The sequence below is a fragment of the Psychrobacter sp. UBA3480 genome (assembly GCF_002377945.1).
GTDB lineage: Bacteria > Pseudomonadota > Gammaproteobacteria > Pseudomonadales > Moraxellaceae > Psychrobacter.
On record NZ_DFQV01000030.1, the window covers coordinates 1 to 13,068 of the forward strand.

Here is a 13,068-nt window from a genome sequence, read left to right on the forward strand (position 1 = left end):
GATCTGATTGAATTGATTCGCGGTAAAAAGGTGATGGTCGGTGCCATTGATGTGGCAACCAACACTATCGAGACACCAGAAGAGGTGGCAGATACGCTACGCAAAGCGCTACAATTTGTCGATGCTGATAAGCTGTATCCTGCGACCAACTGCGGCATGGCACCTTTGTCTCGCCAAGTCGCACGTGGTAAGCTCGCAGCCTTAAGCGCTGGTGCTCAAATCGTTCGTCAAGAACTGACTGCTTAGAGTTTAGCCGTTTAGGAAATTCTATTTAAAGAATTCCCCTTGCAAAACTAAAATTGAAGCACAATTTTTTAACGTTATTTTTTAACGTTTCTCAGGATGGAAGCAATGATTAAAGATAGGATTGACGCGACCGACTTTAGAGATGCCATGTCTTTGCTAACGACTGCGGTCAATGTGGTAACCACATCAGGCGCGACGGGCATGCATGGGTTTACAGCATCGGCAGTATGTAGTGTCACAGACACACCGCCGACTTTGCTTGTCTGTATGAATCAAACGTCTCGGTCACATAGCTACTTTCTGGAAAACAAGATTTTAAGTGTCAATGTGTTAGGCGCGCAACATGAGCAGCTGTCCAGTGCTTTTGCCTCTAAATTGTGTTCAGAAGAACGGTTTGCATATGGTTCTTGGATACAATTACAAACAGGCGCTCCTGTGTTGGAGGATGCCTTGGTCAGCTTTGATTGTGAGATTGAACAAATTCAAGAAGTCGGCACACATAGCGTCTTTATGTGCCGCGTTGTCGCCATCAATCAGGCTGAGCCACAAGGCGGAACTGATGAAGGGTTGGTTTACTTCAATCGTGCCTACTCTAGAGTAGGGCAAGTGGAACTTATTTAATCCAGTATTTATAGTCCAACCCCTGAGCCTATGGGCTATTGCTCGTTCAACATTAAGCAGTCGTTTAACTATAATTATCATCTCATTAAATCTAAATAAGAAGTAACTATCCTGTGGAATTAATAACTTTTTTAATAATAGGGGCGCTAGCAGGATTTGCTGCGGGGCTATTTGGAGTAGGCGGTGGCACTATTATCGTACCACTGCTATTTATCGTCTTTACGCAAATGGGTTACAGTCCTGACACTATTATGCATTTGGCCTTGGGTACTTCACTGGCGACCATTATTGTCACGTCCATAAGCTCGCTCATGGCGCACAACAAGAAAGGCGCAGTCATGTGGCCTGTCTTTAAAAATCTGACGCCAGGTTTAGTAATAGGCTGTTTTTTAGGGGCAGGGATAGCAGGACAGATATCTGGGTTATATCTCCAGTTGATTGTTGGTGTGTTTTTGCTTTGGGTCGCTTATAAAATGTTTATGGGTGGTAAAAAGAAAGCAGATAGCGATGCTGGTAATGTCCATATAGCTTTGCCCTCAAAACCTAAGCAATTAGCAGCAGGGGCGGGTATCGGTATCGCTTCTGCTATTTTTGGGATTGGCGGTGGTAGCTTAACCGTACCTTATCTCACGCGTTACGGTGTGGTTATGCAAAAAGCCGTTGGAACCTCAGCCGCATGTGGATTGCCTATCGCCATTGCAGGTGCGCTAGGGTTTATGTTCTTTGGCATGCAAGCTCAAGTCGACGTGCCCAATACGATTGGCTTTGTTCATATCTATGCTTTTTTAGGCATTAGCATTATGAGCTTTTTCACCGCCAAGCTAGGCGCAAAAGTCGCTCATGCATTATCGCCGCAGTTGCTGAAAAAATGCTTTGCAGTACTGTTGACCGTCGTAGGCTGTTACTTCTTATATAAAGGATTGCTCTAAGTGATTTGAGATTAATGAACGCTGTGAGATATTTTAGAAGCAGGTTTTCAATTAGCATACCGACTAGCTGCATTCTTAAATTATAGCTAATCGGTATGTAGCTGTATGGGGAATATGTCGAGCCAGTTTCTTATTTAGCTAAATCACTTAACCAAATACTCGCCATAATATCCAAAATATTCCTATCATCAAGACAGCAATGACGAGCAGTCGTTTTAGCCAATAAGGTAGTAGAGGTTTCTTGTAGCCTAAGTCATTCAACTGACTATCGACACCATCTTGCAGCCCTTTAAACCCTTGGCTCTGCTTAGTCGTTTTAACACGGTTTTTTACCAATGGTCCAGGCTCTTCTTCCTCTTGCTCTCTATCAAAACTAATGGCTTGATTTGGAATGCCTTGTTTACTAGCGATGGTATTGAGCTTCTGTTGTTGCTTTACCTTTAGCTGGGTCTCATAAGCATCAATTCTACTTTTGGCTTCATCCATACTGATGTTTTCGTCTGCCGCCAAAGTTTTGATAGCCATTACTAGGTTGTTTTTTTCGACCATCATAATGACGTCTTTTGGCAACTTGGTATTGACCGGCTTCGTGCTAGGGTCGGGGTTAAACATGACTGTCCTTATTACGGCGCACAAGTGTAAATGAGTTATATGCTCATTATAACCATGTTGGATAAGCAATGTTCAAGCAAAAAAATACCGCGGCCACTATGGTGACTGCGGTATTTTATTATTTATCGTTATCGGCATTTTTGCCAATATTTGATAATTATAGATCTTTCCAGCGTTGGATAGACTCTTTGATAACTTCTTTCGCTTCTGCAACATCACCCCAAGATTCAACAACCGTCGTACCAGCTTTTTTCAGGTCTTTATAATGACTGAAATGGAACTCTAATTGATTGATCAACTGCTTTGGTAGGTCTTCTAAGCTGTTGTAAGCATTGCCTGTGTCACGGTCGTCAGCAGGGACAACAACGATTTTGTCATCTACTTCGCCATCATCAACAAACTTCATCACGCCGATAACTTTGGCTTTTAAGAAAATACCAGTCGGTAATGGCTGTTCAGTCAATAGCAATACGTCAAGCTCATCGCCGTCTTCGTCAAGTGTTTGCGGGATGAAGCCATAGTTACAAGGTTTAGCAAAAATCTGTGGGTCAATACGGTCAAGCTCAAATACTGCTAATTCGCGATTCCACTCAATTTTATGGCTGCTACCAGCTGGGATCTCTACTACTACGTTGATGATGCCGCCGTCTACGTCGCCTGCGTCCAAAATTTTGTTAAAATCTGCCATAAAATGCTCCAATTTGCTTTTGTTTTAAATGTTTGAATAAGGGGTTGAGCTAGGGAGACAGCAAGGATAGTTGCTGCGTCCGATTTGTACTGCATGCGATTATAGCAAGTTTGTACTGAATTTTCTCTTAATGCTTAAGTCTAAGCGTGCAAGATATTATGCAAAAAAAGATTATGCAAAAATAGGCTCAAAATTTACTTGGGCGCGATAGCTCGCAACTCAATCAGTCCAGCATGACGCTTGGCGATGTTATCAATAAGTTTTTGAGTGACTGTCTCATAGCTGAATGAATCGCTCATTTGCTGTTTAGACTGGGCCTCTGAATCTGTCTGCATGGCTACAAAATCAGACAGTCGCAACATCTGCATGCCGGCATAGCCACAAGGGTTGATGGCGTTAAATGAAGACAGGTCACAATTTAGATTAATCGCAATACCATGGTAGCTGAAGCCATGCTTAATTTTAAAGCCTAGCGAGGCCATTTTGCCAAGCATGATCTGATTATCAAGAGAGTTATCATCTGTAGAGGTGCGGTCATCTGTTGCAGCAGTATCTGCATATAAGTAGACACCTGGGGCATCGCGGCGTGCATGAGCACTGATATTGTCGCTACTAGATGGTGAGCTACGCAAACAGTCATTGATGACGTCTTCTATCGCTTGCTCAGCATGGGAGACGAGATTGCGCACACTCCATTTGAGACTGTCCAAGTCAAACAACCAATAGATCACTAACTGCCCATGACCATGCCATGTCACTTGACCACCGCGATCGGTCTTGATGATAGGCGTGTCAGTACGCTGTAATATGTGTTCTTCTTTGCCTGCCTGTCCAAGCGTGTAGACGTCGTTATGATCGACAATCCACAATTCATCAGGTGTACGCAGCCCTTGTTGTTTTTTTAGATCGATACGTTCGAGGGTGCGTGCTAGCATCGCATCGAGAGTAGGGACATAATCGGCCGCTGATAGAGATTTGCTGACAAGCGTATCATTGAGTGGTTGTGTGTCATTTTGCATGAGAGTATCTGTCTTATTATTATCAAGTTTAAAATAAATAATGCTCATCGGTAGTGTAGCAGTTTTGGCGACTATCGCCCAAAGATATATACTGTCGTAATGTCTGCAAGTGGCGTAAATTCTGATAGCAAACAGCTAGCAATTGATGACGAAATAATAAGTATAGAACAGTGGCAAGTGGTTCATAGCGGTGCTGCTAGTACAGACGCAGTAGTCAACCAAAGGTGCTGTTCATTGCTCAGTCGATGCGCTACATTAAAGTGTGATGAATGGAATCTGATGAAATTTATAGTCAGAGTAGGTTATCAAAGAGTGCACCTGACTAGAAAGATAGAGCCTCTAACCCAATATACTGTAGTGACTACAAACCTTATGACTATTACTATGATTATGACAAGGAAGACAAATGACAGATAGCAACCGAAGCGCCCATGAGCAGGCAGTGACCGAGACAGGTTTTGCGCTGCAGCGTGTGCCTGAAGCCCTAAGTACGGCGACGACTATCGATGAGATGAAAGCGCAATTTTCACGCTTGCAAATGTTAAGCCGTACCCAGCCAATCAATGATTGGGGCACTCGTACGACGCAGCTAGATAATCTAGAAGTGATGCTGAGTGACAACCAAGAGAGTTTTGCAAAGTCGATTAGTGCAGATTTTGGCTATCGTAGCCAATCAGAGACTCAGTTTGCTGAGTTGTTTCCTAGTTTTACTGGTATCAGCCACGCCAAGAAACACGGCAAAAAGTGGATGAAAGCCCATCGTGCGCCTATCTCAGCGCTGTATATGCCAGCCCATAATGAAATTCAGCCTCAGCCATTGGGTGTGGTCGGTATTATGGTGCCTTGGAACTATCCATTATTTTTAGCAATTGGCCCGATGATTGATGCAATCACCGCAGGCAACCGTATTATGGTCAAGATGAGTGAAGCTGCGCCGCAATTTGCTCAGACGTTTGCTGACGCTATTGCTCGTTATTTTTCGCCAGATATGATCTGTGTGGTGCTCGGTGAAGTCGAGATTGCTGCCGCCTTTAGTGAGCTACCATTCGACCATCTGCTATATACCGGATCGACTGCGGTGGGCAAAAAGGTCATGGCTGCTGCTGCGCCAAATCTAACGCCAGTGACGCTTGAGCTTGGTGGTAAATCACCAGTGATCGTACTAGATGATGTCAATCTAGAGTCTGTCGTTAATCGTGTGATGATGGGTAAGACACTAAATGCGGGACAGACATGTATTGCGCCAGATTATGTCTTGATTCAGCGCCAATACCATGACCAGTTCATCCAACTTGCAAAAGAGTGGATGACCAAGCATTATCCTGATATCGAAGAAAACCCAGATTATTCTCGCATTATTAATGGTGAGCAGTTCAAACGGGTAAAAGGCTATCTAGATGCGTTAACAGGCGGCGAGGTACATGCATTAACTACCGTTGAGCCTAATATCGAAACCCGTCTAATGCCACCAGTCATCGTCAGCGAACCTGCGCCTGACAGCGACCTTATGCAAAATGAGATTTTTGCCCCGATTTTGCCACTGATGCATTATGAGACGCTTGATGATGCCATTTACTTTGTGAACTCGCGTCCACGGCCATTGGCACTATATGTGTTTAGTGACAACTACAGCAGTATCGAAAATGTGCGTAATAATACGGTCTCGGGTGGCTTATGTATCAACGAAGTTTTGATACATGTCGCTCAGCATGACTTGCCGTTTGGTGGTGTGGGTGACTCTGGTACTGGCGCATATCATGGTAAGGCTGGTTTTGAACGTCTCAGCCATATGAAGCCGGTTTTTGTCCAAACCAAGCTCAATGGTCTGAATTTATTATTGCCGCCTTACGGTGGACTGTTTAAAAAGGCGATGGCGCTGTTTTTAAAATAACTGTTCTTGAAAGAAAGGTCTTTAAGATAACAGCTCTTAAAATAATTGTCTTTAAAGTAACTATTTTCGAAGTAAACGTTTTCTAATAGCTATAGAAAGTAATAGTGACCTTTTTAATCGATATCATAACCAATAGCACCTATCCAGATAGGTGCTATTTTTTTGTCTAAAATATGACTTCTCAAATATAAATTTCTAAAATTAAGAGCGACTTGTCATAAGAGCTTTATCAAAATTATCGTAAATTTATCTAATGCGTTAATCGACAAATAAGCGTTTGTCATCACTTCTATAAATCGCTACACTTTGTAGTAAGTCTAAACAACAGTAGATAGTAGCTGAATGGTCTAGAGCCAGTATTGGTAAACTTGATATAGCGACGTTCAGCTATTTTTTAGTTCTATTGTTTTGATAGTGATTTCATGCCGATACAACATAATAATAGGAAAGAGTATGCGCCAATGGATTGCATTAAGCTTGCTGTGGATGAGCGTGATACTACTGCCTGTATCGGCGTCTGCAGCCTGCAACTCGCCGATTAAATTTGGAGCGCTAACCTGGGAGAGTGGGCAGTTTACCTCCGGCGTACTCAGACATATCTTAGAAGATGGATACGGTTGTACGGTAGAGGAAGTACCAGGAGCAGGGCCTGCACTTGATACAGCGCTATCACAGAACGATATTCAGGTCATCGGGGAGCAGTGGGTTGGTCGCTCGCCAATCATGGAAAAAGCCATTGAACAAAATAAAGTAGCCATCATCGGCGATACGCTAAAAGGTGGTGCAACTCAAGGCTGGTATGTCCCGCGATACGTCTTGGAAGAAAACCCAGGACTTCGCAGCTATCAAGATTTGCCTAAATATACTGAGCTATTTAAAGACCCTGAAGATCCTGGTAGATCACGCTTTATGAACTGTCCCTCTGGTTGGACGTGTGAGATTTTTAACACACGTTTGCTAAAAACCACCGGTCTAGACAGCCTTTTTAACAACGCACACCCTGGTACGGGTGCTGCTCTCGATGCCGAAATTGCCTCCGCTTTTGAACAGCATAAGCCACTGTTGTTTTACTACTGGCAGCCCACTGGGCTAATGGCAAAATATGACCTTGCAGCGTTAGAGTTCCCAGCTTATGAGGATGCTTGCTGGCAAAATCTGCTGCTCGCTGATGGTAAGATGGATTGCGTTTCAGGATTCCCAGTGTCACCGTTAGGTATTGCTATTTCTACCCCGTTTGTCGAATCTAATCCTGAACTAGCAGCTGTCTTTGAAAAGGTGCAATTTACCTCTGATGAGCTCAACGGTGCTATCTTGGAAATGAGCGAAAGTAAACGCACTGGCGATGAGCAAGCCATGGTGTTTTTGCGTGACAACCCAGAGGTTTGGCAAGCATGGTTATCCGATGAAGCCGCTACCAATCTTGCTACTAAGTTAGGCCTTAGCTCAACGGATGCTATCTCTACAAAAGCAACTGCATCTAGTATCAATGCGTCAGCGCTCGCCTCAAGCTTTCCTTCATGGTCGCTTGAGACCCCACTCAATAATACTTTAGCAAACGTTGTTCAAAACTATGGCGATGTATTCCGTACTATTAGCACGATGGCGCTTACTTATTTGCTACTACCTATTGAGCGATTATTAACGGTTATCCCACCTTGGCTGATTATTGCATTTGTGACTGTGCTTGGCTGGTTTGGTGTTCGCAAGATTTGGTTCGCGCTGGCATGTGGTGCAGGGCTGTTTTTGATAGGTGCTTTTGGCTTATGGGGCGCACTGATTGATACTTTAGCGCTGCTTATCGTATCGGTACTGGTCACGGTGGTGATTGGTATTCCTATTGGTATTGCTATGTCAGGTAGCAAACTGCTACGCAAGATTGTGACGCCAGTGCTAGATATCATGCAGACTATGCCGAGTTTTGTATATCTTATACCAGTGCTGATGCTGTTTGGTATTGGTAAAGTGCCTGCGTTATTCGCGACTGTGATTTATGCACTGCCGCCCTTGATTCGTTTAACGACATTAGGGATTACACAAGTCAATCATGAAATGGTCGAGGCAGGACGCTCTTTTGGTAGTACCCATTTACAGCTACTTCTCTGGATTAAATTGCCACAAGCGTTGCCCAGTATTATGGCAGGTATCAATCAGGCTGTGATGATGTCACTTGCCATGGTGGTATTGGCCTCAATGATTGGTGCTCCTGGGCTTGGTGAAGATGTATTGCAGTCTATCCAAACGCTCAATATCGGTCAGGGTCTACAAGCAGGTACGGCCATCGTTATTGTTGCTATTATCATTGACCGTATTACGCAAGCATTTGGTCAAGGTAAGCGTACCCGTCAAAAAACCATCGAAGCAGGCAGACGTCCGATTGGATAAAAAATTATCTAGTGGTATACGATTGAACCCATGGTAATCGACCGAAGCCATAATGATAAAACCACGTAAATAGTGAGAGCACCGATGAATCATATTCAACTAAAAAATATCAGTAAGATTTATAACGCCAGTAGCACGCAAGCACAGTCTGCATTGGCATTGCTGGCTGAGGGTATGGATAGCATCAAAGTAAAAGAGCAAACGGGCTATTCAGTTGGTCTTTATGATATCAATCTAGATATCAAGGCAGGCGAGTTGCATTGTATTATGGGGCTATCAGGCTCTGGCAAGTCAACGCTGATACGCCATATTAACCGCTTGATAGATCCAACCAGTGGCGAGATATGGGTAGATACTGCTCTGAATAGAGAACATGCGACTCATACAATGACTGATAGGCAATCAGCGACAGCTAATACAAGTACGGTAGTAGAAGAGAGTTCTGCTACGGCTATTAATATTTTAGCGCTCAACGATAAGCAGTTGCAGCATTATCGTCAGCAGACCGTCAGTATGGTTTTTCAGCATTTCGGTTTAGTGCCGCACATGACGGTCATACAAAACGTCGCTTATGGGCTGCGTGTTCGAAAAATGAGTGTAAACGAGCGACATGAAACGGCGCGACATTGGCTCAATGAAGTTGGTCTATCGAATTTGGAAAACAGCTACCCTGATGAGCTATCAGGCGGTATGCAGCAGCGCGTTGGTCTGGCTCGTGCCTTAGCGACGGATAATCCAATTTTGCTAATGGATGAAGCGTTCTCTGCACTTGATCCGCTCATTCGCGCCCAGTTGCAAGACCAATTACTCGAATTGCAAGAGCGATTGAACAAGACCATCGTATTTATTACCCATGATATCGATGAAGCTGTCAAAGTAGGTCAGCGTATCAGTATGCTAAATGGTGGTCGACTCATACAAACGGGGACGCCAAGCGAGTTGCGACACAATCCTGCTGATGACTACGTCGAGCAGTTTATGAGTGCAAAAGCGTAAGCTATGATAATCATCTATGAATAGGTTGTCTGGATAGACTTATACGTTATTTTATAAATGGTTTAAATAATTGCAATCATTTTACTGGCATTTCGACGTCATTTTTCAGCAATCAAAAGTGAATTCTGAAATAAATACCAAACTTCGTTATACTGAACGGTTTATCGATGGCTCATAATGAATGAGCGTGTATTGTTTATCGTCCACATATGATGTCGCTTTGTCTATCAAATGACGTTTGTTTCTTATTTTGCACTTTTAAGGCCATAGCATGACCGCTTCTTATGCACCTATTATTACTTCATTGCTTGATAATGATTTGTACAAATTTACGATGTTACAAGCCATGCTGCATCAGTTCCCGCAAACCCATGGTGTTTATCGCTTTCGCTGCCGTAATAACAAAGATGCCGCCTATCCATTGGCTGATATCCAAAAAGATCTAGAGCAGCAACTAGACAGCTTATGCGAATTGCGATTTTTGCCAGATGAGCTCGAGTACTTGCGTAGCTTACGCTTTATTCGCTCAGATTTCGTTGATTATCTAGAATTGTTTAAGCTAAAACGACGTTTTATTACGGTAAGTACAGACGATAAAGGTCGCTTGTTTATCGATATCGAAGGGCCGATGATTCAAGCAATGTTCTTTGAAGTATTCGTACTAGCCATTGTCAATGAGCTGTATTTTGATGCGCTATCTAATGACAGCGTGATTGAAGAAGGACAACGTCGCCTCGATGCAAAAGTAGCGCTATTACATCAGTACGCCGAAAAGCAAGCTCAGTACGGTCAGGATATGCCGCCATTTATAGTTGCTGATTTTGGCACGCGTAGACGTTTTAGTCGACGCTGGCAAGCACATGTTGTAGAGACGCTACATAAAGCTGAGCCAAAGATAGTCGGTGGTACATCAAACGTGTATTTGGCCAAGCAATTAGGGATGACACCAATAGGCACAATGGCGCACGAGTTTATGCAAGCGTTTCAGGCATTAGATGTGCGTCTGCGTGATTCACAAAAGGCCGCACTTGAAGCATGGGTACATGAGTACCGTGGCGACTTGGGTATTGCATTGACAGACGTAGTCGGCATGGATGCGTTCTTACGTGATTTCGATTTGTATTTTGCTAAGCTGTTTGATGGGTTACGTCATGATAGCGGCGACCCTTATATTTGGGGCGATAAGGCGATTGCCCATTATGAGAAGCTAAAGATAGATCCAAAAACCAAGATTCTAACTTTTAGCGATGGGTTGGATTTAGAGAAGGCGTGGGAGCTGCATCAATACTTTAAAGGTCGCATTAGAACTAGCTTTGGTATTGGCACCAATTTGACCAATGATATGGGCATCACGCCGATTAATATCGTGCTCAAATTGGTAGAGTGTAATGGTCAGCCAGTCGCCAAGCTGTCTGATAGCCCAGGCAAGACCATGATCAATAATGACACGTATCTTGCCTATCTGCGCCAAGTCTTTGAGGTTGACGAACCAGAGTAAACAGAATATCAAACTGTTGCGTTGCCAAATGAGCTTGATGCGCTTGGTTTGACTAATCAGCTGCTATTTAGTGGCTGTCTTTTTAACTATCAACACTGCTGGTAGATTTTTCTTCGGCAAAGGCCACATCTAGTGCTTGCTGTACAGCATTGATACGAGTCTCGCAAACGCGATAAGCGGCAATAGATTCTTCGACCGTTGTCATGAGATTATCAATATCAGGCTCGTCCTGTTGCTGTAGTTCAGCCGCATTGGTTTTTAAGATATCGTAAGCCGCCTTAAAGGTTTTTGGGGCGGCTTTTTTGCGTCGGCGAGTAGGGGTAGTCATAAAATTTCCTAGTTTTTAAAGGTAAGTAGATGAGTAATCGTTAGATATTATTATGTGGTCAAGTTGGAGTGCCTGAAGTTTCCGTCGCTTCTTTATCCATATTGACATCTATAATCTGCGCTTTTGCGTTGCCATCTTTTAAAATGATATTAACGGTTTGCTCAGGATACAGTTGGGTACTACTAGTGAGCGTCTGCTTGTTTTGAGCATCCGTGAGCATGGTATAGCCTTGCTTAAGCACGCGAGACGGTCGATGTAATAGCACAATATCACGTAGATGTTCGCTATCACGCTGTGCTTGCACAATTTGCTGTTGCGCGTTTTGCATGATTGACTCTTGATAACTTTTGCTATTGGTAGCGGCTTTTACAAGTTGTTGATGCGCCAAGGTTTGCGTTTGTGTGTATCGCTCAGCCGTCAGTCTGACGGCTTGCTTTACTTGGCGCTGGGCACTTTGTTGAATACTGCGCCATGCATAGTCACTGTCTTTTCGTAGAGCGGTGAGCTGCCCAATCGTTTGCGATTGTATTTGACTTAACTGTCGCGCAGTTTGTTGCTCAGCAGTATTCAATTGACGCTGAGCCGCTTGCTTGATTTGTGCCTGATATTGTAGCGTCTGAGTGACGAGCTGGGCCAAGTGGCTATAGATAGCAGCAATCACCTTTGAGGGTGTATCAAAGCTAGTATGAGCGACTTCATCTAAGATGACTTTGTCACGTTCATGACCGATACCCACCCAGACAGGGACAGGCTGCTCAGCAACCAAAGCTGCCAACTCATAATCATTGAGATAAGCCAAATCACCAACCGCACCGCCGCCGCGAATGATGACTAGTAAGTCTGGTAGGCGTTGATAAGTATCGTAAAACTGCTGCTGGGCGCTAACGATGGCTTGACGGATTTCAGCGGGTGCATGATTGCCCTGAAAGGTTGCATTATGGTAGTGGAACTGACACGCACCTGTACTGGCTAAGCGATCGGCATCTGCTTGAAAATCTCCTAGTCCAGCCGCCTTTTCAGGAGCGATGACCAGCACATGCTCGATATCAAAAGGAGCAGGTAGCTGCTGATTAAGATGTAATAGCCCTTCACCTGTTAAGCGGTCAACCATTTCTGCATACTGCCGTGCCAAGTCGCCTAGCGTATAGCTAGGATCAATATCTTCAATGGTGATTGAAAAGCCGTACTGAGCATGGAACCCTGCCGATACTTTAAGAAGTACGGTCAAATCACGCTCAAGCGGCATACCAGTCGCACGTTCAAACTTAGCTAATACACGAGCAGCTTTGAAACGCCAGAGATTGCCACGGCAGCTGGCGACCACTTTGCCATCGTCATCTTTTTCTGCCAGTTCAAAGTAGTAATGACCACCTTTACTCGACAGATTACGAATTTCAGCTTTTACCCATACACGGTGGTCAAAAGTTTGTTTGATGACCATTTCAACCGCTGACAAGTAATCACTTAGGCGTAGGACCGTATCCTCTAGATGGTCTTCCTGCTCAGCGAGTTCCGCTTCCAAGGTAGCCAAATCTTTGGCAGGTGCTAATACTTTGGCCTGTTTAATATTTGAAAGATTGGGTTTGCGCATAATATTAGACCAAAGATAATGAAAATATAAAGACTGACGAGGATGTGCTGAATACGTAGCGGATAGTTTAACTTAAAAAAGAGAGTACAAAAAGCGAAGCCAACAAGCTTTGATTGATATATTATCTATATCGCAGTTTGTTGGCTGTTTAATCAGAGGACGATTGTATGTCACTTCATGTTAGCGGTTAGATCGTAAACCTGTTTGCGTCTAAAAGAGATTGTCGTGTAGAGAAAAGTAGATATATATTTTTAGCTAGATATAGTC

General features: G+C 43.8%; 11 protein-coding genes and 1 pseudogene. 7 read left to right on the forward strand and 5 right to left on the reverse strand.

The window, feature by feature from the left end:
* From B2863_RS11990 to B2863_RS12000, 3 genes and pseudogenes are all read left to right on the forward strand, one after another.
* Nucleotides 1-246 (forward strand): annotated as a pseudogene (locus B2863_RS11990) (methionine synthase); the annotation flags it as partial.
* 105 nt (nucleotides 247-351) lie between these two features.
* Complete coding sequence (locus tag B2863_RS11995; protein WP_296210963.1) at nucleotides 352-867, forward strand: flavin reductase; 516 nt, start codon at nucleotides 352-354, stop codon at nucleotides 865-867.
* Nucleotides 868-980: 113 nt separating this feature from the next.
* Nucleotides 981-1,796 (forward strand): sulfite exporter TauE/SafE family protein, encoded by an 816-nt coding sequence (locus tag B2863_RS12000; RefSeq protein WP_296210966.1) that lies wholly within the window; start codon nucleotides 981-983, stop codon nucleotides 1,794-1,796.
* A 147-nt stretch (nucleotides 1,797-1,943) separates the two neighbouring features.
* Here the strand turns inward: B2863_RS12000 and B2863_RS12005 are convergent, their stop codons facing one another.
* From B2863_RS12005 to lipB, 3 genes are all read right to left on the reverse strand, one after another.
* Entirely contained in the window at nucleotides 1,944-2,408 is a 465-nt protein-coding gene (locus B2863_RS12005; protein WP_296210968.1) for a hypothetical protein, read from the reverse strand.
* Between the two features lie 157 nt (nucleotides 2,409-2,565).
* Nucleotides 2,566-3,096, reverse strand: coding sequence for an inorganic diphosphatase (locus tag B2863_RS12010; RefSeq protein ID WP_057759479.1), 531 nt, complete (start codon nucleotides 3,094-3,096; stop codon nucleotides 2,566-2,568).
* 194 nt (nucleotides 3,097-3,290) lie between these two features.
* Nucleotides 3,291-4,115, reverse strand: coding sequence for a lipoyl(octanoyl) transferase LipB (lipB, locus tag B2863_RS12015; protein WP_296210971.1), 825 nt, complete (start codon nucleotides 4,113-4,115; stop codon nucleotides 3,291-3,293).
* Nucleotides 4,116-4,521: 406 nt separating this feature from the next.
* Between lipB and B2863_RS12020 the strand changes: the two genes are divergently transcribed.
* The 4 genes from B2863_RS12020 (at nucleotide 4,522) to pncB (ending at nucleotide 10,882) form a co-directional block, all read left to right on the forward strand.
* Entirely contained in the window at nucleotides 4,522-6,006 is a 1,485-nt protein-coding gene (locus tag B2863_RS12020; protein ID WP_296210973.1) for a coniferyl aldehyde dehydrogenase, read from the forward strand.
* Nucleotides 6,007-6,459: 453 nt separating this feature from the next.
* Nucleotides 6,460-8,388, forward strand: coding sequence for a glycine betaine ABC transporter substrate-binding protein (locus B2863_RS12025; protein WP_296210976.1), 1,929 nt, complete (start codon nucleotides 6,460-6,462; stop codon nucleotides 8,386-8,388).
* Nucleotides 8,389-8,472: 84 nt separating this feature from the next.
* Nucleotides 8,473-9,384, forward strand: a complete 912-nt coding sequence (locus tag B2863_RS12030) for an ATP-binding cassette domain-containing protein (RefSeq protein WP_296210978.1) — start codon at nucleotides 8,473-8,475, stop codon at nucleotides 9,382-9,384.
* A gap of 271 nt (nucleotides 9,385-9,655) precedes the next feature.
* Complete coding sequence (gene pncB / locus B2863_RS12035; RefSeq protein WP_296210980.1) at nucleotides 9,656-10,882, forward strand: nicotinate phosphoribosyltransferase; 1,227 nt, start codon at nucleotides 9,656-9,658, stop codon at nucleotides 10,880-10,882.
* Between the two features lie 82 nt (nucleotides 10,883-10,964).
* Here pncB and xseB read toward each other — a convergent pair whose 3' ends face one another.
* Nucleotides 10,965-11,210 (reverse strand): exodeoxyribonuclease VII small subunit, encoded by a 246-nt coding sequence (xseB, locus tag B2863_RS12040; protein ID WP_296210982.1) that lies wholly within the window; start codon nucleotides 11,208-11,210, stop codon nucleotides 10,965-10,967.
* Nucleotides 11,211-11,268: 58 nt separating this feature from the next.
* Nucleotides 11,269-12,801 (reverse strand): exodeoxyribonuclease VII large subunit, encoded by a 1,533-nt coding sequence (gene xseA / locus B2863_RS12045; protein ID WP_296210985.1) that lies wholly within the window; start codon nucleotides 12,799-12,801, stop codon nucleotides 11,269-11,271.
* Between the last annotated feature and the right edge of the window lie 267 nt (nucleotides 12,802-13,068).